Source organism: Streptomyces sp. NPDC090798 (assembly GCF_044768965.1).
GTDB lineage: Bacteria > Actinomycetota > Actinomycetes > Streptomycetales > Streptomycetaceae > Streptomyces.
Map to the genome: position 1 here is coordinate 1 of NZ_JBIVXA010000020.1, position 19718 is coordinate 19718.

Annotated in this window: 18 protein-coding genes; 11 read left to right on the plus strand and 7 right to left on the minus strand. The window is 72.0% G+C overall.

What is annotated here, in order from left to right; translation table 11 throughout:
- Nucleotides 1-106 precede the first annotated feature (106 nt).
- Together ACIQTP_RS34095 and ACIQTP_RS34100 are read left to right on the plus strand one after the other, a co-directional pair.
- Entirely contained in the window at nucleotides 107-499 is a 393-nt protein-coding gene (locus tag ACIQTP_RS34095) for a VOC family protein (protein WP_403407288.1), read from the plus strand.
- Between the two features lie 89 nt (nucleotides 500-588).
- Nucleotides 589-1353, plus strand: a complete 765-nt coding sequence (locus tag ACIQTP_RS34100; protein WP_403407290.1) for a VOC family protein — start codon at nucleotides 589-591, stop codon at nucleotides 1351-1353.
- A 19-nt stretch (nucleotides 1354-1372) separates the two neighbouring features.
- Here the strand turns inward: ACIQTP_RS34100 and ACIQTP_RS34105 are convergent, their stop codons facing one another.
- The 3 genes from ACIQTP_RS34105 to ACIQTP_RS34115 all read right to left on the minus strand — a co-directional run bounded on the left by ACIQTP_RS34105 (nucleotide 1373) and on the right by ACIQTP_RS34115 (nucleotide 6966).
- Nucleotides 1373-3937: a cellulosome protein gene (locus ACIQTP_RS34105; RefSeq protein ID WP_403407292.1), complete on the minus strand. Its 2565-nt coding sequence runs from the start codon at nucleotides 3935-3937 to the stop codon at nucleotides 1373-1375.
- Nucleotides 3938-4078: 141 nt separating this feature from the next.
- Nucleotides 4079-4570, minus strand: a complete 492-nt coding sequence (locus tag ACIQTP_RS34110) for a MarR family winged helix-turn-helix transcriptional regulator (RefSeq protein WP_095856167.1) — start codon at nucleotides 4568-4570, stop codon at nucleotides 4079-4081.
- A gap of 707 nt (nucleotides 4571-5277) precedes the next feature.
- A complete protein-coding gene (locus ACIQTP_RS34115; protein ID WP_403407294.1) occupies nucleotides 5278-6966 on the minus strand; it encodes an FUSC family protein in 1689 nt (562 codons plus the stop codon).
- Between the two features lie 228 nt (nucleotides 6967-7194).
- Here ACIQTP_RS34115 and ACIQTP_RS34120 point away from each other — a divergent pair, with 228 nt between their 5' ends.
- The 4 genes from ACIQTP_RS34120 to ACIQTP_RS34135 all read left to right on the plus strand — a co-directional run bounded on the left by ACIQTP_RS34120 (nucleotide 7195) and on the right by ACIQTP_RS34135 (nucleotide 10278).
- Complete coding sequence (locus ACIQTP_RS34120; protein WP_403407296.1) at nucleotides 7195-7764, plus strand: DUF5134 domain-containing protein; 570 nt, start codon at nucleotides 7195-7197, stop codon at nucleotides 7762-7764.
- A 98-nt stretch (nucleotides 7765-7862) separates the two neighbouring features.
- Nucleotides 7863-8798, plus strand: a complete 936-nt coding sequence (locus tag ACIQTP_RS34125; protein ID WP_403407298.1) for a M56 family metallopeptidase — start codon at nucleotides 7863-7865, stop codon at nucleotides 8796-8798.
- Between the two features lie 67 nt (nucleotides 8799-8865).
- Nucleotides 8866-9549, plus strand: a complete 684-nt coding sequence (locus ACIQTP_RS34130; RefSeq protein ID WP_403407300.1) for a phosphatase PAP2 family protein — start codon at nucleotides 8866-8868, stop codon at nucleotides 9547-9549.
- A 33-nt stretch (nucleotides 9550-9582) separates the two neighbouring features.
- Entirely contained in the window at nucleotides 9583-10278 is a 696-nt protein-coding gene (locus ACIQTP_RS34135) for an HAD family hydrolase (protein WP_403407302.1), read from the plus strand.
- A gap of 74 nt (nucleotides 10279-10352) precedes the next feature.
- Here ACIQTP_RS34135 and ACIQTP_RS34140 read toward each other — a convergent pair whose 3' ends face one another.
- On the minus strand, nucleotides 10353-10598 hold the full coding sequence (locus ACIQTP_RS34140; RefSeq protein ID WP_403407304.1) for a DUF2630 family protein: 246 nt from the start codon (nucleotides 10596-10598) through the stop codon (nucleotides 10353-10355).
- A gap of 233 nt (nucleotides 10599-10831) precedes the next feature.
- Here ACIQTP_RS34140 and ACIQTP_RS34145 point away from each other — a divergent pair, with 233 nt between their 5' ends.
- Nucleotides 10832-11536 (plus strand): TetR/AcrR family transcriptional regulator, encoded by a 705-nt coding sequence (locus ACIQTP_RS34145; protein ID WP_403407306.1) that lies wholly within the window; start codon nucleotides 10832-10834, stop codon nucleotides 11534-11536.
- Here the strand turns inward: ACIQTP_RS34145 and ACIQTP_RS34150 are convergent.
- On the minus strand, nucleotides 11524-13026 hold the full coding sequence (locus ACIQTP_RS34150) for an LVIVD repeat-containing protein (protein ID WP_403407308.1): 1503 nt from the start codon (nucleotides 13024-13026) through the stop codon (nucleotides 11524-11526). The two genes, ACIQTP_RS34145 and ACIQTP_RS34150, sit on opposite strands and share 13 nt — an antisense overlap.
- A 197-nt stretch (nucleotides 13027-13223) precedes the next feature.
- Here ACIQTP_RS34150 and ACIQTP_RS34155 point away from each other — a divergent pair, with 197 nt between their 5' ends.
- The 3 genes from ACIQTP_RS34155 to ACIQTP_RS34165 all read left to right on the plus strand — a co-directional run bounded on the left by ACIQTP_RS34155 (nucleotide 13224) and on the right by ACIQTP_RS34165 (nucleotide 17036).
- Nucleotides 13224-13919, plus strand: coding sequence for a DUF305 domain-containing protein (locus ACIQTP_RS34155; RefSeq protein WP_403407529.1), 696 nt, complete (start codon nucleotides 13224-13226; stop codon nucleotides 13917-13919).
- 196 nt (nucleotides 13920-14115) lie between these two features.
- The gene (locus tag ACIQTP_RS34160; RefSeq protein WP_403407310.1) at nucleotides 14116-15504 is read left to right on the plus strand and encodes an FAD-dependent oxidoreductase; all 1389 of its coding nucleotides are present in this window, start codon (nucleotides 14116-14118) and stop codon (nucleotides 15502-15504) included.
- Nucleotides 15505-15677: 173 nt separating this feature from the next.
- Complete coding sequence (locus ACIQTP_RS34165) at nucleotides 15678-17036, plus strand: nucleobase:cation symporter-2 family protein (protein ID WP_403407312.1); 1359 nt, start codon at nucleotides 15678-15680, stop codon at nucleotides 17034-17036.
- A 21-nt stretch (nucleotides 17037-17057) separates the two neighbouring features.
- On the opposite strand, the gene ACIQTP_RS34170 is transcribed toward ACIQTP_RS34165, so the two are convergent.
- Nucleotides 17058-17432, minus strand: coding sequence for an ArsR/SmtB family transcription factor (locus ACIQTP_RS34170; protein WP_402039572.1), 375 nt, complete (start codon nucleotides 17430-17432; stop codon nucleotides 17058-17060).
- A 150-nt stretch (nucleotides 17433-17582) separates the two neighbouring features.
- Between ACIQTP_RS34170 and ACIQTP_RS34175 the strand changes: the two genes are divergently transcribed.
- Nucleotides 17583-18668, plus strand: a complete 1086-nt coding sequence (locus tag ACIQTP_RS34175; protein ID WP_403407314.1) for an NADH:flavin oxidoreductase/NADH oxidase — start codon at nucleotides 17583-17585, stop codon at nucleotides 18666-18668.
- Between the two features lie 20 nt (nucleotides 18669-18688).
- On the opposite strand, the gene ACIQTP_RS34180 is transcribed toward ACIQTP_RS34175, so the two are convergent.
- Nucleotides 18689-19708 carry a helix-turn-helix domain-containing protein gene (locus ACIQTP_RS34180; RefSeq protein WP_403407316.1) on the minus strand — a complete coding sequence of 340 codons (1020 nt, stop codon included), beginning with the start codon at nucleotides 19706-19708 and terminating at the stop codon, nucleotides 18689-18691.
- Nucleotides 19709-19718: the final 10 nt, after the last annotated feature.

Sequence of the window (19718 nt, forward strand, 5' to 3'; positions counted from 1 at the left end):
AGGTGCTGGACCGGTACCTGCACCACCTGCGGACGCCCCCTGCCCAGCCCTCGGAGCAGCCGCAGACAGCCCACAACCTAACGAAGCACTACTAGGCTCCGGGCGCATGGTGCATGTATTGAGCGGCCGGATCCTGCTGCGGCCCACCGACCCGGAGCGCTCCCGCGCCTTCTACGGCGAGCGGCTGGGCCTCGCCGTCCACCGGGAGTTCGGGACGGGCCCCGAGCGCGGCACGGTCTACTTCCTCGGCGGCGGCTTCCTGGAGGTCTCGGGCCGCTCCGAGGCCCCGCCCTCGCCCGCGCTCAGACTGTGGCTCCAGGTGGCCGACGCCGACGCGGCGCACGAGGAGCTGTCGGCGGCCGGGGTCGACATCCTGCGCCCGCCGGTGAAGGAGCCGTGGGGGCTGATCGAGATGTGGATCGCGGATCCGGACGGTGTCGAGATCGTGCTCGTGGAGATCCCGGCGGATCATCCGCTGCGCTACCGCCCCGGAATCTGAGCGCACGACGCCCTGCGCCGGATGGCCACGGCCCGGGCACGGGCATAGCGTGCTGGAGGGGCCTTCTGACGGAAGGGCGGAGGAACGTCATGAAGCTCGACAAGCCGGTGACCGGCGGTCCGTGCTGGACCGAGCTCGGGACCAGTGATCTGGAGGCGGCCAAGCGCTTCTACGCCGAGCTGTTCGGCTGGCGCCCGCAGACCGACCCGCGCCAGGAGGCGGGCGGCTACACGGTCGCGCACCTCGGCGACGCGCCGGTCGCGGCGATCTCCCCGCTGTACCAGGAGTCGCAGCCGGTGGCCTGGAACGTGTCGTTCGCGGTGGCCGACGCGGACACCGCCGCGGACGCGGTGCAGGCCGCGGGCGGCACGGTCGTCCTCGGCCCGATGGACGTGTTCGATGCCGGGCGTTTCGCGGTGGCGTTCGACCCGACCGGTGCGGCCTTCCAGCTGTGGCAGGCGCGGGCCTTCGCGGGCGCGGGGCTGTTCAACGCGCCGGGCGCGCTCGGCTGGGTGGAACTGCTGACGCGCGCCCCGGACCGGGCCGTCGAGTTCTACACCACGCTGTTCGGCTGGACCGTGAACGCCTCCGAGCACTACACGCAGTGGGGCATCGGCGGAGCCGACTTCGGCGGCATGGTGGCGATGGACGACAACTTCCCGCACGCGGTGCCGCCGCACTGGCTGCCGTACTTCGCCGTCGAGGACGTGGACGCCACCGCGAACGCGACCGTCGGGGCGGGCGGCAGCATTCTGATGGAGCCCACGTCCGTGCCGCAGGGCCCCCGGATCGCCGTCCTGCGGGACCCGCAGGGGGCGTTCTTCGGGGTTCATGTGGCGGGCGAGGAGGGCTAGCCGGACGCTCGACCGGGGCTCATGCCAGGGGTGTCACCGCCACCTGGTCGATGACCGGCGCGTACGCGGAGCGCTGTTGGTGGGCGTTGGTGGTGTCGCCGTCGAAGTCGGTCCGTTCGTCGGCGGTGAAGGTGAGGGTGTTGGTGCCCTCGTTCAGGGTGACGGGGACGGTGAGGTCGCAGAAGTTGTTGAAGTGGAAGGTGGTGGGGAAGAGGATCCGGTGCGGCGGCGCCCCGTTCACGGACAGCTCCGCGTGGCGGCAGACCGGGTCGGGGTTGTAGTGGGTGGCCGGGGCCTGCTCGCCGTTGGAGTAGCGGACGGTCACGGCGTGACGTCCGGTGCGCGTCGCCGTGACGGTCAGAGCAAGGGCGTTGTCCGGTCCCCGGCCGATTCCCTCGACCGCCTTCCCGCCGGTGGCGAAGGTGTGGGCACCCGTCACCTCGGCCTCGCCCGTCACCGTGCCCTCCTCGGCTGGGTACACGGTGGTCTTGAGGCGTCCGGTTCCCGGGCCGACGCACAGCCGGTCGAGGACGAGGCGCTCCGAAGTGCCGGTCACCGTCAGCTTGTTGATGCCGCCGGCCAGGAACAGTGGGATCCCGTCCCGGCCGAGTCCCCCGACTTCCACTCCGTTGACCGTCAACAGCCCTTCGCCCGGGTCAAGTTGATCAACCGTCACAAGCGCCTCACCGTCGGTGGCGGCGTGCACCCAGAACGTGGCGGTGCCTGCGCGCGGCAGCAGTACGGCACCCGGCCCGGAGGCGCCACGGTGCGCGTACGTCACGCGGGCGCCGGCGCCGAGGCCCGCGTGCTCGGCCTCGTACAGCGCGGGCGCGGTCACGTGCGTGTCCCGCAGGGCGAGGTCGATCCGGTCGATGATCGCGTCGCCCTTGGTGGCGCCGAGGTCGGGGTCCCGCGCGGACAGGGTGAGCGTGTGCGCGCCCGCCGTCAGCTCCACCCGGGTGTCGGTGTGCCCCCAGACGACCGGCTTGTAGCCGAGAGGGAGACGCAGCTCCTGGGGGTCCGCGCCGTCGACACGCAGGAAGACGTTGGTGGGGCCCTGCTCCTGCACGAGTTCGTGGAGGTTGTGGGAGCTGGCGAAGACGCTCAGGTCGTACGTCCCGTCCTGGGGGACCTCGACGCAGAAGGCGACGACGAGGTCGGAGCCGGTGCGTAGTCCGCCGACGTGGTAGGTGCCCGAGGTGGCGAACTTGTCGACGTCCGAGGGGGATCCCTCGGGCCCCCTCCTCGAGTGACCCTCGCCCGTGCAGGTCGCGTTCTCCGCGTGGTACGACCCGCGCCAGCCGATCGAGGACGGCGCGAGGACCCCGTCGCCACCGGGCGAGAGGATGACCTCGTAGGCGGACATCGCGTCGAGGTCGGCGAGAGGAAGGACCACCCTGCCTTCACCGACCGGCAGTTCGAGGTCCCTGATGCGCAACGGCTGTGCCGAGGGGCCGACCTGGCCGGTCCACGGGATCTCGTGGAGCCTGGCATGGACCGTGTCGCCGAAGATCTCGGTGGAGACGTTCTCGAAGACGAGATCCGCCGCGCCGCCGCTGCCGCCGAACAGGGCGCGGGCCTGGCGCTTGTCCCGGTCGAGCGTGGCGACACCCTGGAGGGTGTACTGGGCATTGGGGTACGGCGCCCGCACCTGGACCGTGCGGCCGGTCATCCGGCCGTAGGTGTGGAACAGCCACCACTGGCCGTTGCCCTTGTTCGCCTCGACCGCCGAGTCGTTGAGGTTGCCGTCGATGTTCCAGTACGCCATGTCGGCGTCGATCTTCGACTCCTCGATGGCGGAGATCCACTGGATCATCTGCCCGGGCACGGACTGGTGGTAGTTGTGCGCGTACTCGTTGATGTTGACGGGGAGGGGGCCGATTCCCAACTCCCGCTCCATGTCACGGTACTTGGCGACGTTCGTACGGATCGCGGCGGGCGTCGACAGCTCGTGCCAGGTCACCACGTCCGGGAGGACGTCGTGGGCCTTGGCGAACTCCAGGAAGCCCCGCACCTCCTCGTACAGGACGCAGGTGTTCGGGCCCGCGATGCGCGCGTGCGGGTCGAGGCCCTTGATGAGGTGGTGCAGGTCCTTCCAGGCGGCGAAGTAGTGCCGCGGGTCGGTGTGCCAGGAGGTCTTGTCGTAGCTCCACTCCCCCGTGCCGAACATGTTCCCTTCGGGTTCGTTGAACGGTACGTAGACGATGTGGGACTTGCGGGCGCCCGTCGTCAGGACCTGCCTGACCTGCTTCTCCACCCTGGCCCGGTAGTCGGCGAGGCGTTCCTCGCCGGTGGCGCCGGGCCACTGGTAGGGGAAGCCTCGGTAGATGTCGGTCATGTAGAGGTAGACGTCCCTGCCGCCGCAGTCCACGAAGGAGGTCAGGACTTCGAGGGCGTCGGCGCCGGGGTGCTGGGCGCCGTCCTGGGCCTTGGTCGACACCGTGCGGACGTACATGCCCTCGACCACGTTGCGGGTGGGCACTCCGTCGCCGTACAGGCCGTAGAGCGTGCCGCTCGCCCCGCCGTGGAAGGCGCCGGTGTCGGTGCCGAGGTCGATGGTGAGCGTCTCGGTGTCTGCTGCCACTGCGCCTCCGCGGGTCCCTCTGTTTGTTCGACATCCCGCACGTCAGCCGGAACCCCGAACCGGGCGAGCTTGAACGTAGGAGCGCCGCGCGGCGCGTGTCAACGGCGAGTGACCACCCAGCATGTGGGCCCCCGGCCCGGCTCAGACGCGTGGCACCCCGAGACGGCCTTCGAGCTGACCGAGCAACTCACCGAGCAGGTCCGCGAGTTCGCGTTGGCGGGCGAGGTCGATCCCGGACAGGGCCGTCGTCTCGTAGGCGAGCTGCTGGGGCAGGATGCCGTCGACGAGGTCGCGCCCCGCGTCGGTGAGCCGGACGTGCGCGACCCGGCGGTCGCGGGTGTCACCGCGGCGCTCGACCAGGCCGCGCTCGGTCAGTTGCTTCAGGCGTTTGGTGACGGCGGCACCGGAGGAGAACGTCTCGCGGGCGATCTCACTGGGGGTCAGCTCGTGACCGGTGCGGCGCAGGGTCCCGAGGACGTCGAACTCCGGACGGGTGAGCCCGGCCCGGCGCAACGGGGCGTCCTCGGCCTGCTGGAGCAGCGCGGCCGAGCGGTTGATCCGGCCGATGATCTCCATCGGCCCGGTGTCGATCCCGGGATGCACGGCCTGCCACTGCCGCACCACGGCGGCCATGGTGTCCACCGGGGGCGGGGTGCCGGGGGGTGCCGTGGTGGGGGTACCTGAGGCGGCCGGGGTGCCCGAGGCGGTCTGGTTACCAGAGGGGGCCGGGGTGCCCGAGGCGGTCTGGTTACCAGAGGGGGCTGGGGTGCCCGAGGGGGCCGGGGTGACAGTGGGAGCCGGGGTGACAGTGGGAGCCGGGGTGACAGTGGGAGCCGGGGTGGCAGTGGGAGCCGGGGTGCCCGAGGGGGCCTGGGGCGGGGTCTCGGCGCCCGTCGCGGGGCCGGGCCGAACGTCGGGCGCGCCCGCCCCGGCCGCCGGTGCGGACCCCGCGCCCGGCTCCGCCGACGCCGGCCGACCGGCCTCGGCATGCGCCGGCGTGGACCCCCCGGCCGGGGTGCCCCCGCCGGCCGCTTCCCCGGCCCCGTTGTCCGCCGGCGCCGGCTCCCCGAGCGGAGCACTCGCCGGGAGACCCCGTCCGGCCGGGTCACCTGACGGTCCGCGCCCACCGGCGCGCGCGTCCGCCGGCGCCGGCTCCCGGGCCGCCGGACTGTCCGCACCGGCAGCACCACCGACCACGGCACCCACCGCACCCGACCCCCCAGGCGCAGGCGCGCTCATCCCACTCGGCTGCCCGTGTGGCGCGTCGTGCCGAGGTGTCGCCGGGGTCGGTGTGCCGCTCTGGCCGAGTGCCGCGTCCGTCGCGCGCCCATCCGCTGCCGTCATGCCTGTGCGCCCTCCAAGGAGTGCAGTCCCTGCCGTCGTACCGTCGCCGCGAGCGTACGGTGTCCGGACTGCTCGGCCCGCATCACCCGCTCCTCCGGCAGGGCGCGTTGCCACCATTCGCCGGCGGCGGCGTCGGCGGTGGCGCGCAGCTCCACGACGGCGCCGGACAGCGCGCGGCGGGCGGACTCCAGGGCGCCTGGCTCGGGCCGCTCGGCGTCGAGCACGCCCACGGCACATGCGCGGGCCCGCTCGACGGCGTCGAGGGCGTCCTCGATACGGTCGCCGGCCCGCCGGTTGGTGACCGCGACCGCCGCGGCGAAGCCGACCAGCGCGCCCACCAGGGTGTCCGCGACCCGGTCGGTCATCAGCTCACCGGGATGCTGGACGCGGGCGAACTCGGTGATGAGCAGGGCCATGGGGGTCACGCAGATGCTGCCGAGCCAGTAGTTGCGGCCGATCAGGGCCTCGGCGCCGAAGTTCAGGGCGAGGCAGAGCAGGACGAGGACCGTCTGGCTGAGATGGGCCAGCGGGGCGAGCGCGGCGAAGAAGAGGACGCCGAGCAGGTTGCCGACGACGCGCTGCACTCCCCGGCTCCAGGTCAGGGTGACGTTGGCCTGGTAGAGCGAGGCGGCGGTGACCAGCGCCCAGTAGGGGCGGCCGACGCCGAGCGCGAGCGAGGCGTATCCGGCGAGGGCACAGCCGAGGCCGGTGCGCAGGGCGATCGGGGCGAGTGGGCCCAGGCGACGGAACAAGGGGCTTGGGCGGACGGCGAGTTCGGCTTCCACGCCCAGGAGTTCGTCTGCGGCTTCCCCGAGGTCGTGCGGACGAGGTACGGGCCCGGCGCCCCGTAGCTCGCGTGCCCAGGCCCGCAGCCGCTGGGGCTCCGTGTCGGCGGGCGCGGTGATCGCCACCTCGGCGCGCACGACGAGCCGTTCCAGGGCGCGCCGGGGCGCGCTGCGGGCGCCGGTGGAGAGCAGCGACTGCCAGGCCCCGTGCACGGCGGCGGCCGCGGCGGCACGGGCCCGGGCGGCCGCGTCCCCGCTGCCCGCCGTCTCGGCGTAGGTGGCCGCGGCGTTCATCGCGTGCGCCGTCGCGCGGCGCTCGGGCCCGTGGGGGCGGACGAGCCCGGGTGCCATGCCGACGATCCACGCCCAGGCGCCCGCGGCGGCGCCCAGCGCGAGATGCCCGGGAACCTGGCCGAGTGTCTGCGGTACGAACAGGGACGCGGAGCTGATGAAGGCGAGGACCACGTGACCGGGCGGCCCGATGCGCGTGGCGTCGCACAGCGCCTTCTGCACGGCGGCCAGCAGCGCGCCGACGGTGACCAGCACGACGGCGTTCGTCGTGAGCGAGGCCGCGGTCAGCGCGACGGCGAGGCCGCCGAGCATGCCGAGGACGACCCAGGCCAGCGCGCGGGCGCGGGCGGCGTACGGACGGTTGTGGGCATAGAGCGCGCACAGTGACCCGGCCATGGTGTACATCGCCAGGTCCAGCCGGCCGAGCGCGAGAAGCGTCAGATTCGGCGGGGCGACCGAGGCGACCACGCTCAGCGCGGGCTTGAACCAGATGTCGGCGGGGCGACCGAGCCGCAGCACACCGGCCAGCGGGAGACGGCGTCCACGAGAGCGGTGACGTCCATGGGGGCGGCGGCGTACGCGGGGGATCTGGGGGGTCGCACTACTCATACCTTCAAGATTAGCAGGTGTTTTACTCGTGAAATATATTCTCCCCTCACCGCCCACCCACGCGCACCCACGCCCACCCACGCCCACCCACGCCCACCTGCGACGCGCTCCCGCACGCTCCCCCGTGTACACCTTTGCGCTCGCTTGCGCACCGCCCGGCCCGGGCATGCCCTGACCGACTGTCCGACATCAACGACTGTCCGACTCCGTCGAGCGGGGAGGTACGCGGTGCACGGACCGGCGTCACCCGGCTGGCTGCTCGTAGCGCTGTGCGCGGCGAGCGGGGCCTACTGCCTGTTGCGGATGCGCAGCCCCGTCGAGGGACAGCGCCGCACCGCGGGCGCCGAGGCGCTCATGGGATTCGGCATGGCCGCGATGGCCGTGCCCGCGGCCGCGGCCACTCCGCCGCGCTGGACCTGGTTGGCGTACGCCGCGGTGTTCGGCGCCGCCGCCCTGCACGCGCTGTGGACGGCCCGCAGCAGCCCGCACCATCTGCACCATCTGGTCGGGGCCTGCGCCATGGTCTACATGGCCGCCGCGATGGCCGCCTCCCCCGGACACCACGGGCACGGCGGCGGTTCCGGGATTCCCCTCGTCACGGGGGCGCTCCTGATCTACTTCGTCGGGTACGTGCTGCGCTCCGGAGCCCGGCTGCTGCCGGTCGCGGCGGTGGCCGGCGACTCGGGGACGCTCGGCGGCACCCCCCGGACCCTCGGCTGGGGCGACCGCCCCGAGCTGTCACAGGCGTGCCGTCTGTCCATGGGGATCGCGATGCTGGCCATGCTGGTCACGCTCTGAGAACCGCTCGGGCCCCAGCCGGGTGAAACCGTGGCGTACGTCACTTTGTCGTGGCGGGCCGTATCCCCCGGCGACGCTCCGCTCATAGGCTTCACCCCATGATGGTCCCCGCGGCACTGTTGCTGCTCGGCGCCCTGGCCGCCGTGGTCGCTCCACGACTGCTCGCCCGGGCTGACTGGCCGGACCATGAACCCGTGGTCGCCCTGTGGGCGTGGCAGTGCGTGGTGGCGGCCGTTCTGCTGTGCTGCGTCCTGTCGATGACGCTCAGCGCGGCCGCCGCATGGGTGGCGGTGCGCGGCCATGTCTTCGCCCCCGCTCCGCACTCCGTCGTGGACGCCTACGCGTTGAGCACGGGGAGCCCGTGGGCCGCGACGACCGCCGTGGCCCTCGCGTGCGGCGGCGCCTGGACCGCGGCGATGCTGGTCCGCGAGGTGCTGCGGGCCCGCGCCCACCGTCGGCAGAGCCGTGACGAACTCCTCCTGCGCGCACCGCTGTTGCCCGGCGAGGAGCCGGGCAGTGACCGGCTGGTGGTGCTGGAGGGCGAACGTCCGGACGCCTGGTGGCTGCCCGGGACCGCTCCCCAACTGGTCGTCACCACAGCCGCGTTGCGCCGTCTCAAAGGGCGACAGCTGGATGCCGTGCTCGCCCATGAGCAGGGGCACGCGCGGGCCCGGCACGACTGGCTGCTGCACTGCTCGGCCGCGCTCGCCGTCGGGTTTCCGCAGGTGCCCGTGTTCGCCGCGTTCCGCGACGAGATGCACCGCCTGGTCGAACTCGCCGCCGACGACATGGCCTCCCGCCGCTTCGGCCGCCTCACGATCGCCCTCGCGCTGGTGGAACTGAACGAGGACCGGGGCGTGTTCGGCCCCTGTCCGACTCCGCAGGCCCACGTCCCGCAGCGGGTGCACCGCCTGCTCACTCCCCCGGACCGGCTGACGCCGTCGCGGCGGCTGCGACTGACCGCGGCGGCCACGCTGGTGCCGGTGATCCCCCTGCTGGTGGCGTTCGTGCCGGGCCTGCGGGCGCTCGGCTAGCCGGAACGAGGACGGTTCGGCGCCACGGGGTTGACCTCCGGCGCCGTACGTCGGCGAGGATCACCGTATGCGCTCCCCGCCCGTCGACCCACCGCTCCGCACCCCCACCCCAGGGACCGCGGCACTCACCGCGGCGGTGCTCGCCCCTCCGTCCGTGCTGCTCCTCCTGCTGGTCACGTTCTCCTGGCGACCGCTGCTGGCCCTCGACGGCGACATCGCGCGCACCACGCACCGCTGGGCGGTCGACGAACCCGGTGTCACCCATGCGGTCCGCGTTCTGACGGACTGGGTGTGGGACCCGTGGACGATGCGCGCGCTGGGTGCGCTGGTCGTGGTCCGGCTGGTGCGGCGGCGCTCGACGTGGTGGCCGGCGCTGTGGGTGACGGCCGCCGGTGTGCTGGGCACGGTGGTGCAGCAGTCACTGAAGGCGGCGGTCGGCCGGGCGCGCCCCGTCTGGCCCGACCCCGTGGACTCCGCGCACTACGCGGCCTTCCCCTCGGGCCACGCCATGACCGCGACGGTGGTGTGCGGGCTGCTGCTGTGGCTGCTCCAGCTGTACGGCGCCGGGCGCGCGCTGCGGCGTACGGCACTCGCGCTGGCCGTGACCTCGGTCCTGGGTGTCGGGCTGACCCGTGTCTGGCTGGGCGTCCACTGGCCCTCGGACGTCCTGGGCGGCTGGCTGCTCGGCGCGCTGGTGGTCGCCCTGACGGTGGTGGCCCACGAGCGCCGGTTCGGCTCGAAGCGCGCTTGACCGGCCCGGACCGCGCCCCGAAGGATCTCCTTCATGACGATCAAAGGCGTCCTTTTCGACTTCTCCGGAACTCTGTTCCGCGCCGAACCGGCCGAGTCCTGGCTACGCGCGGTGCTCAAGGGTGCCGATCTCACCCTGCCGGAAGGGGAGTTGACCGAGGCGGCGGACGCCCTGAAGGCGGTGGGCGCGCTGCCCGGCGGTGGCGTCGCGCCCCGGCTGCCGGAGGGCACGGAGGACTTGTGGCACAGGCGGGACGAGAGCGCCGAGCGGCACCGGGCCATGTTCACCGCGATCTCCCGCCAGGTACGACTGCCCGATGCCCGGCTGCACGACGCGCTGTACGACCGTCACATGCTCCCGGCGGCGTGGGGGCCCTACCCCGACACGGCCGAGGTGCTCGACGCCCTGTGCGAGCGCGGGGTCGCGGTGGGGGTGGTCAGCAACATCGGCTGGGATCTGCGGCCCGTCTTCCGTGAGCACGGCCTCGACCGGTACGTCGGCGCGTACGTGCTGTCGTACGAGCACGGCATCCAGAAGCCGGACACCCGGCTGTTCGCGACCGCCTGCGACGCACTGGGCGTCGCCCCCGAGGACACACTGATGGTCGGGGACGACCGCCGCGCGGACGGCGGTGCGGCGGCGCTGGGCTGCGCGGTGCACTTCGTGGACCACCTGCCCGCGGCGCGGCGCCCGGAGGGACTGCGGCCGGTGCTGGACCTGGTCGGCTGACCCGCACCGCTTCCCGGGAGCGCCCTTGGGCCCGACAGCGGTCGACGTCGGGCCCCCCGGGAGGCCCCGCACTCTCAGCTCTGATAGCCCTCGACCTGCGAAGACGGCCGTACGCGCGCGTCGTCCGGGTTCTCCCCGAACTCGGACTTCGCGCGCCGTTGGCGCAGCAGGTCCCAGCACTGGTCGAGCTCGCGCTCCAGCTGTCCGAGCCGTTCGTGTTCCGTGGCGCTGTCGATCTGCCCTGATGTGACGGCGTCGCGCAGCCGTCGCTCGTCGTCCACCATCGCCGTGATCTTGGCCAGGATCTGCTCTTGATCCATCTCCACCCGCCTCCTCGGCACTCCCGCCCACTCTATGGAGGCCACGGCGGCTGTGCGACTCGCTCGGGAATCCCGCACGGCCGGGAATTCCGCTCGGCCTGTGCCCGTCCGCCTGAGACGATCCCCCGCGTCGCCCCAGGCGGACGGCAGCCCGAAGCCTCCCCCGCGGTGGGTCATGGCCCGGACGCTCTGAGTATAGTTGGCTGGCAGCCAGTCAACACAGGAGTTACAGGATGTCCCCGCGCAGCCCGTCGGTCAATGAAGAGTTGCGGCGGCGTTCCCGGGAGCGGCTGCTGCAGGCCGCGGTGGAGCTGGTGAACGAGCGCGGCTACGAGGCTACGACGCTCGGGGACATCGCGGATCGCGCGGGATCGGCGCGCGGACTGGTGTCGTACTACTTCCCCGGCAAACGCCAGCTCCTGCAGTCCGCCGTGCACCGGATGATGCACCGCACTCTGGAGGAGGGGCTCGAGCGCGAGCCGCGTACCGAGGACGGCCGGGAGCGGCTGGCGCGGGCCATCGACGCGATTCTGGGCCTCGCGCGGGACCGGCCCGTGCTGATGCGTCAGCACATGGCGGGGATATTGCAGGGCGAGGGGTTCGTGCAGTGTCCGGAGCAGCAGCGCCTCGCGCAGCTGCTGCGGGAGACCGTCGCCGGGTACGGCTCCCAGGACGCCGACGCCGACTACCCGATGCTGCGGGCGGTGCTCATGGGTGCGGTGTACGCGGCCCTGGTGCCGGGTGTGCCGATGCCGGTCCCGAGGCTGCGGGCCGAGCTGTTCGAGCGCTACCACCTCGACTGGGAGATGGGTGTCCCGCCGGACACCGAGGTGCCCGGCGGGACGTGCGAGAGCGATCTGTCACGGTTCTTCACGACCGGCCGGCGACCGGACGAGCAGCTGCCTGACGATCAGTCGCCTGACGATCAGTCCGAGTAGTCCGGCTGCGTCTGGACGTTGAGCTCGCGCAGGTGGACCCGCTTGGCCGGGTCGGTGCGCCGGTCGCTGAGCTTGAGGACGTCGAAGCCCTTGGCGATGTCGTTCGAGTAGATGTAGCCGTTGTAGTAGTACGCCGACCAGGAACCGCCGACCGTGAGCTTGTCGGTGGTCAGCGGTCCGCGCTCGAAGTAGGCGATCTCCTTCGGGTTCGAGGAGTCGGTGAAGTCCCAGACGGAGACGCCGCCCTGATACCAGGCCTGGACCATGAGGTCCTTGCCCTTGACGGGGATCAGCGAGCCGTTGTGGGCCACGCAGTTCTCGGTGTCGGCCTGATGGCGGGGGATCTTGAAGTAGCTCTTGAAGACGAGCTTGCGCTTGTCGCCCTTGCCGACGATGTCGTAGATGCCGTCGGCGCCGCGGTCCGGACCGATGGCCGCGTTGCAGGTGGCCGCCCCACCGCCGCCCAACTCGTCGGTGAACACGACCTTGTTCGCCTTCTGGTTGAAGGTCGCCGAGTGCCAGAACGCGAAGTTGACGTTGTCCTCGACCTGGTCGATGACCTTCGGGTGTTCCGGGTCCTTGATGGAGAACAGGATGCCGTCGCCCATGCAGGCACCGGCGGCCAGGTCCTTGGAGGGCAGGACCGTGATGTCGTGGCAGCCGGTGGTCTTGGAGACACCCGGGTTGGTGGGCGCGCCCGGGTTGCCGCCGCCGTCCGGTCCCTCGCCCGGGAACAGCACCGGGAAGTTCACCACGGCCGCCTTCTCAGGGGCGCCCCGAGGCACCTTGATGACCGAGATGCCGTCGTGCGGCGGCTGGCAGTCGGGGAAGGTGGCGCTCGGTGAGTACGAGGCGACGTAGATGTAGACGTTCTTGCGCTCGGGCACCAGCGTGTGGGTGTGCGAGCCGCAGGCGGTCTCGACGGCGGCGACGTACTTCGGGTTCGCCTTGTCGGTGATGTCGAAGACCTTCATGCCCTCCCACGAGGACTTCTCGGTCGCGGGCTGCGTGGTGATGTTGCAGGAGTTGTCGCTGCGCGAGGAGTCGGTGGACAGGAAGAGCAGGTTGCCGGAGACGGACACGTCGTTCTGCGAGCCCGGGCAGAGCACCTGCGCCACCGTCCTGGGCGCCTTCGGGTTGCTGATGTCGAAGACGCGGAAGCCGTCGTAGTTGCCGGCGAAGGCGTACTTGCCCTGGAACGCGAGGTCGGAATTGAAGCCGGGCAGCGCGTCCTTAGGGATGTTGGTGAGGTGCTCGATGTTGTCGGAGTGGACGATCTCGTCCTGCCCGGGTATCTCGCCGTTCGCGATCGCCGTCCTGGTCTCGGCGGCGTCGTCGCGGGACACCTTCTCCGGCACGGCGGGGCCGTCCCCGGGATCGGGGGTCGCGGCCGCCGGGCCGGCCGTGAGCAGCGCGGCCAGGAGTCCGGCCGCGACCGCGGCAACTCCCAGGCGTCTGCGCCGCGTTCGGGGATCGATCAACAGGGTCACTGCGTCCTCCCTTGTAGCCGTTCGCAGTTGAACGGTTCACGGACCCCAGAAGTATCGTCCGCCCCATGCGCTGATCAACAGATGGCAACGCACTCGTAATGAAAGTTTTTGATCAGTAACGTTCACCGGCGTGCTAGGACGGTCATGAAACACCCGTGAGGTGTCCGGCGATTCATGTGCCCCTGGAGGTCGATGTGTTGCTCCGTCGTACGTCCCCCGCGTCCCGTACGCCCCGCACACGTACGCCCCGCACACGCCGTGGGCTCCTGGGCGCGGCGTCACTGACGGTCGCCGTGCTCGCGCTCGGGGGCTGCGACTCCGGCCCGGCTTCCACGCCCGGGTCCGCCGGGACGAGCGGTCCTTCGGTGATCGCCCCCGGCAAGCCGGGCGAGGCGGCCGAGACCCTCTCCGCCGCGGACGCCGCGAAACAGCGCAGCGAGGACGACTCCCCCAACGCGGCGGACTTCGCCTACGCCCGGATGATGATCGAACACCACACCCAGGCCCTGGAGATGACCGGACTCGCTCCGAAGCAGGCCGCGTCGGGCCAGGTGAAGCGGCTCGCCGCGCGGATCGCGGCCGCACAGGGGCCCGAGATCTCCACGATGGAGGGCTGGCTCAAGGCCCACGACGGCGACAAGCGGGCCGCGGAACACCGGCACGAGGCGATGCCCGGCATGGCGACCGAGGCACAGCTGAAGCAGTTGCGCACGGCGCGGGGCAAGGCCTTCGACGCGCTCTTCCTGAAGCTGATGATCACACATCACGACGGGGCGATCTCCATGGCCACGGAGGTCAAGGCCCAGGGCAACAACATCCAGGTCGAGGAGATGGCCGACGACGTGATCGCCCAGCAGACGAGCGAGATCAGCAGGATGCGCGAGATGCGGTGACGCTCGGTAACCGTCGGTGACACCGTCGGCGACCACCCAAGCACTCACGGCACGTATGCACGCCATGACTTCCCGTACGGATGAACACGCACACGTGTGCCGCGCGCCGCCCCCTGTCAGCGGAGCGTCGGTGGTGCGATGCTGGAGCCATCAGCGACTCCTCGGGCTGTTCGGCTTTCGGATTGGGAGTTCCGCCGTGTTGTATGTCGCCGTCGTCGGCTCAGGGCCCAGCGGGGTCTACACCGCACAGAGCCTCGTCCAGAGCGGGCTGTCCGAGGTCCGGGTGGATGTCCTGGACCGGCTGCCATGCCCGTACGGCCTGGTGCGCTACGGCGTGGCGCCGGACCACGAGAAGATCAAGTCGCTGCAGAACAATCTGCGGACGGTCCTGGAGGACGAGCGGGTGCGGTTCCTGGGCGGTGTCCAGGTCGGTCCGGGCGGGGTGCCCGTGACCCGGCTGCGGGAGCTGTACCACGCGGTGGTCTACTGCGTGGGCGCCGCCACCGACCGCCATCTCGGAGTGCCGGGCGAGGAGCTGTCGGGCAGCTGGTCGGCGACCGAGTTCGTGTCCTGGTACAGCGCGCACCCCGATTCCGTCCCCGACGGCTTCGTGCTCGGCGCGCGCTCGGCGGTGGTCGTCGGCGTCGGGAACGTCGCCGTCGACGTGACCCGGATGCTGGCCCGCGGCGCGTCCGAGCTGAGCCCCACTGACGTGCCGCAGGCGGCGCTGAGCGCGCTGGCCGCGAGCAAGGTGACCGAGATCAGCATGATCGGGCGGCGCGGGCCCTCGCAGGCCCGGTTCACCACCAAGGAGCTGCGCGAGCTCGGCTCGCTGCCGGACACCGAAGTCGTCGTGGATCCCGAGGAGTTGGCGCTGGATCCGCAGTACGCCGACCCGTCGGACCTGCCCGCCGCGCAGCGCCGCAACGTGGAGGTGCTGCGGGGGTGGGCCGCCGCGCCGCCGCAGGACCGGGCCCGCCGGATCCGGCTGCGCTTCTTCCTGCGCCCGGTCGAGCTGCTTCCCGACGAGGGCGACGGCACCCGGGTGGGCGCGGTGCGCTTCGAGCGCACGGCGCCCGACGGGCACGGCGGAGTCACGGGGACGGGACGGTACGAGGACATCGAGGCGCAGTTGGTGCTGCGCTCGGTCGGCTACCGGGGCGTCCCCCTCGAAGGGCTGCCCTTCGACACGGACCACGGCACGGTGCCGCACCGCGCGGGCCGGGTGCTGCGGGACGGCGTGGTCGCGCCGGGCGAGTATGTCGCGGGCTGGATCAAGCGGGGCCCGACCGGTGTCATCGGCACCAACCGGCCGTGCGCCAAGGAGACGGTGACCTCGCTCGTCGAGGACGCCCCCGAACTCAAGCGGCGGGATCTGGCCGAGGACCCCCTCGCGGCGCTGCGGGCAGCCGGGGCGGCACCGGTTCCGTGGGCCGGATGGGAGGCGATCGAGCGGGCGGAGGCGGAGCTCGGGGCCTCGCTCGGACGGGGTGTGGTCAAGCTGCCCGACTGGACGTCACTGCTGGCGGCGGCGCGGACTGCGGCTTCGTCCGTGCAGGGCGTCGCGGGGCGCACGGGAATGTGACGCCCTGGGGTGTTTCCGGCGGGGTCGGGCGCGACTCGGTGGGCATGACACATAGCGGCAACGGGCCGGACATCAACAAACTGTTCAAGCCCTTTACGGTCTCGTGCTGTCCGGACGTTCCTCGCGTCGCCCGGCCGCCGCCCCCTTCCCCACCCGCCGCTCCTGGAGTGCCCATGGCGACCACCGCATCCGCGCATCCCGTGCATCCCGTCGACGAGGTCCCACCCGTACGCCACCTGGCCGCCTTCGGGCTCCAGCACGTGCTCGCGATGTACGCGGGCGCGGTGGCCGTGCCGCTGATCGTGGGCGGGGCGATGAAGCTCTCGCCCGCCGACCTCGCGTATCTGATCACCGCGGACCTGCTGGTGTGCGGTATCGCGACCCTCATCCAGTGCGTGGGCTTCTGGCGGTTCGGTGTACGACTGCCGATCATGCAGGGCTGCACCTTCGCTGCGGTCTCGCCGATGGTCCTGATCGGGACGACGGGCGGCGGACTGCCCGCGATCTACGGATCGGTGATCGTCGCGGGGCTCGCGATCATGTTGCTGGCGCCGGTCTTCGGCAAGCTGCTGCGCTTCTTCCCGCCGCTGGTCACGGGCACCGTCATCCTGATCATCGGGGTCTCGCTGCTACCGGTGGCGGGCAACTGGGCGGCCGGCGGCGTGGGCGTGAAGGACTTCGGGGAACCGAAGAACCTGGCGCTCGCGGGCTTCGTCCTGGCCGTGGTGCTGGGTGTGCAGCGGTTCGCGCCGCCCTTCCTGAGCCGGATCGCGGTGCTGGTCGGCATCGCGGTGGGCCTCGCCGTGGCGGTGCCGTTCGGGTTCACGGACTTCGGCGGGGTCGGGGACGCCGACTGGGTCGGGATCAGCACGCCGTTCCACTTCGGCACGCCGACGTTCCACGCCTCCGCGATCGTGTCGATGCTGGTCGTGGCGCTGGTGACGATGACGGAGACGACCGGTGACCTCATCGCGGTCGGCGAGATGACCGACCGGAAGGTCGAGCCGCGCACGCTGGCCGACGGTCTGCGCGCCGACGGTCTCTCCACGGTGCTCGGCGGTGTGTTCAACACCTTCCCTTACACGGCGTTCGCGCAGAACGTGGGTCTGGTCGGCATGACCCGGGTGCGCAGCCGCTGGGTGGTGGCGACCGCGGGCGGCATCCTCGTCCTGCTCGGTCTGCTGCCCAAGCTGGGCGCGGTGGTCGCGGCGGTGCCGGCGCCAGTGCTCGGCGGCGCGGGTCTGGTGATGTTCGGGACGGTCGCCGCGAGCGGGCTGCGGACGCTGGCCAGGGTGGACTTCAAGGGCAACAACAACCTGACGGTGGTGGCCGTCTCGATCGCCGTGGGCATGCTCCCCGTCGGTGTGCCGACGGTCTACGCGAAGTTCCCCGACTGGTTCCAGACGGTGATGAACAGCGGGATCAGCGCCGGGTGCCTGACGGCGATCGTCCTGAACCTGCTCTTCAACCACCTGCCGGGGAAGGGGGGTTCGGCCGGGGTCGGCGCCGAACCGGAGGCCGCCTCAGTCTGATCCCGCCGGTCGCCCCGCCCGTCACCCAGCCGTTCGCCGAGGTTCGCCGAGCCGCTCGCCCTGCCGCTCGATCGCGGCGAGAACGCTGTCGAGGAGCCCGGGGAACAGCGCGTCCAGGTCGGCTCCGCGCAGGGCGTTCAGCTTGGCCGTTCCCCGGTAGACCTGCCGGATCACCCCGCTCTCGCGGAGCACCCGGAAGTGGTGCGTGGTGGTGGACTTGGTGACCGGCAGGTCGAAGTGCGAACAGGAGAGCTCGTCGCCCACGGCGGCGAGCTCTCGCACGATCCGCAGCCGCATGGGGTCGGAGAGCGCGTGCAGCACCGACTCCAGGCGGATCTCCTCGCGCACGGGGTGTGGCAGGTCACGACTGCTGCCGGCGGGGTCTGCGGGCGTCACGGTGGCTCCACTTCGTCCAGGAACCTCATTTTCGTCCAGGAACCTCAGTGTACGAGGATTGTTCGACATCTCTCGTAGTTTGACACATCCCGTACTACGATGCTTATCGTACGAGGCGCAGCTTGACCCCCTCGACGAACGGAGTCTTCCGTGAGCACGCTCTTCGAGCCCTTCACCCTGCGCGAGGTGACCGTCCCGAACCGGGTGTGGATGCCCCCGATGTGCCAGTACTCGGCCGCGCCGGAGGGACCCTCGACGGGCGCGCCGAACGACTGGCACTTCGCTCACTACGCCGCCCGCGCCACCGGCGGCACGGGGCTGATCGTCGTCGAGGCCACCGCCGTCTCCCCCGAGGGCCGGATCAGCCCGTACGACCTGGGTATCTGGAACGACACCCAGGTCGAGGCCTTCCGCAGGATCACCCGCTTCCTCAGGAGTCAGGGCACCGTGCCCGCGATCCAGCTCGTGCACAGCGGCCGCAAGGCCTCCACCGACCGTCCCTGGAAGGGCGGGGCGCCGGTCGGCGAGGACGCGTACGGCTGGCAGCCACTCGCCCCGAGCGCGCTGGCCTTCGACGAGCGGCACCCGGTGCCGACCGAGCTGACCGTGGCCGGGATCCGGGAGATCGTGAGCCAGTTCGCGGACGCGGCGCGGCGCGCCCTGGACGCCGGTTTCGAGATCGCCGAGATCCACGGCGCCCACGGCTACCTCGTCAACGAGTTCCTCTCCCCGCACTCCAACCGCCGCACCGACGCGTACGGCGGCTCGTACGAGAACCGTGTCCGCTTCGCCCTCGATGTCGTGGACGCCGTACGGGAGGTCTGGCCCGACGACAAGCCGCTGTTCTTCCGGATCTCGGCCACCGACTGGCTGGAGGAGGGCGGCTGGAGCGCCGACGACACCGTCCGCTTCGCGGGCGAGCTGCGCGCGCACGGCATCGACCTGCTGGACGTCTCCACCGGCGGCAACGTCTCGGGGGCACGCATTCCGGTCGGGCCGGGTTACCAAGTCCCCTTCGCCGCCCGGGTCAAGGCGGAGACCTCGCTGCCCGTCGCCGCCGTCGGTCTCATCACCGACGCCGAGCAGGCCGCGAAGATCCTCGCCAACGACGAGGCCGACGCCGTCCTGCTGGGGCGTGAGCTGCTGCGCAACCCGTCGTTCGCACGCCTGGCGGCCCGTGAACTGGGCGCGGAGGTCCGCGTCCACGTCCCCGACCAGTACCACCGCTCCGTGTAGCACGCATTTGACGACAGGACCTAACGGGCCGCGTTCCGGTGCAACCGTCGCAGGATCAGCGCCAGTTGGAGGCGGAGGCGGCCGTGCGGGTCGTGGACCGGCCAGTCGAGCCAGTGCTCGGCCTGGGCCAGGCGGCCCTGGAGTGTGGAGTGGTGCACGTTCAGCTCCACCGCGGCGGCGCGCAGACTCGTGCTGAAGGCGACCGCGTTCAGCGTGCTCGCCGCCCAGGGAGCCGTCGCGACGGCGTGTTCCAGGGCGCGGACGTCAGGGCCGGGTTCCGTCGTCGGGCCGACCGTGTCCGCGAGCAGCGCGAGGCCGCCCAGCTCGTCCGCGTACACCGTGCGGGGGCCGGGGTCCTGGTCGGTGCCCTCCGCGGTGAACCGCAGGGCGGTACGTGCGGCTTCCCACGACGCCGGAAGGTCCCGTACGGGCACCGCGGGGCCGATGCCCGCGCGACGGCCACCGGTGGTGGGCGTGCTGTCGCCGGTGGCGGGCACCGCTTCGACGAGCGGCCCGTCCTCGGGGGTCGCCACCACACGGGCGGCGGCCACGTCCCGCAGGCCGAGCCGGACGGCCGCCTGACGCCGGGCGTGCTCGGTGGCGGAGGCGTCCAGGAGCACCTCGACCGAGGCGGGGTCGACCTCGCGGGCCTTTGCCGGGGCCCGCCCGCGCGTCCGGTCGAGCACCACCCGGGCGGCGGCCGCGGCGCGCTCAAGGACCATCGCGTGGACCCCGTCGGAGACTCCCGTGCGCTCCAGCCAGACGGCAGGCGGTCCGTCCGGCGTCAATGGGGCCGAGGACCAGGCCGGGTCGAGGGGGCCGCCGTCGTCCCGGCGCATCCCGTCGGCCTCGACCCGGACGCGGACCCCGCGCTCCTCGTCGACGAGCCGGGCCGGGCAGCCGGACAGCACGGCCGCGCCGCGCACCAGGGACTCCAGACCCGCCCGGCCCTCGATCAGCCGGTCGAAGTAGGAGATCACCTGGAGTGCGGCACCCGCGTCGGGGTCGAGCGCCGCGAGCCTGCCCGCCAGCTCCTTCACCGAACTCACT

Coding starts and splice junctions, on each gene's coding strand:
- ACIQTP_RS34145 (WP_403407306.1), top strand. CDS start 10,832: ATGTCCCCGCGCAGCCCGTCGGTCAATGAAGAGTTGCGGCGGCGTTCC.
- ACIQTP_RS34140 (WP_403407304.1), bottom strand. CDS start 10,598: ATGGATCAAGAGCAGATCCTGGCCAAGATCACGGCGATGGTGGACGAC.
- ACIQTP_RS34165 (WP_403407312.1), top strand. CDS start 15,678: ATGGCGACCACCGCATCCGCGCATCCCGTGCATCCCGTCGACGAGGTC.
- ACIQTP_RS34135 (WP_403407302.1), top strand. CDS start 9,583: ATGACGATCAAAGGCGTCCTTTTCGACTTCTCCGGAACTCTGTTCCGC.
- ACIQTP_RS34110 (WP_095856167.1), bottom strand. CDS start 4,570: ATGGCCGCCGTGGTGCGGCAGTGGCAGGCCGTGCATCCCGGGATCGAC.
- ACIQTP_RS34095 (WP_403407288.1), top strand. CDS start 107: ATGGTGCATGTATTGAGCGGCCGGATCCTGCTGCGGCCCACCGACCCG.
- ACIQTP_RS34125 (WP_403407298.1), top strand. CDS start 7,863: ATGATGGTCCCCGCGGCACTGTTGCTGCTCGGCGCCCTGGCCGCCGTG.
- ACIQTP_RS34115 (WP_403407294.1), bottom strand. CDS start 6,966: ATGAGTAGTGCGACCCCCCAGATCCCCCGCGTACGCCGCCGCCCCCAT.
- ACIQTP_RS34100 (WP_403407290.1), top strand. CDS start 589: ATGAAGCTCGACAAGCCGGTGACCGGCGGTCCGTGCTGGACCGAGCTC.
- ACIQTP_RS34130 (WP_403407300.1), top strand. CDS start 8,866: ATGCGCTCCCCGCCCGTCGACCCACCGCTCCGCACCCCCACCCCAGGG.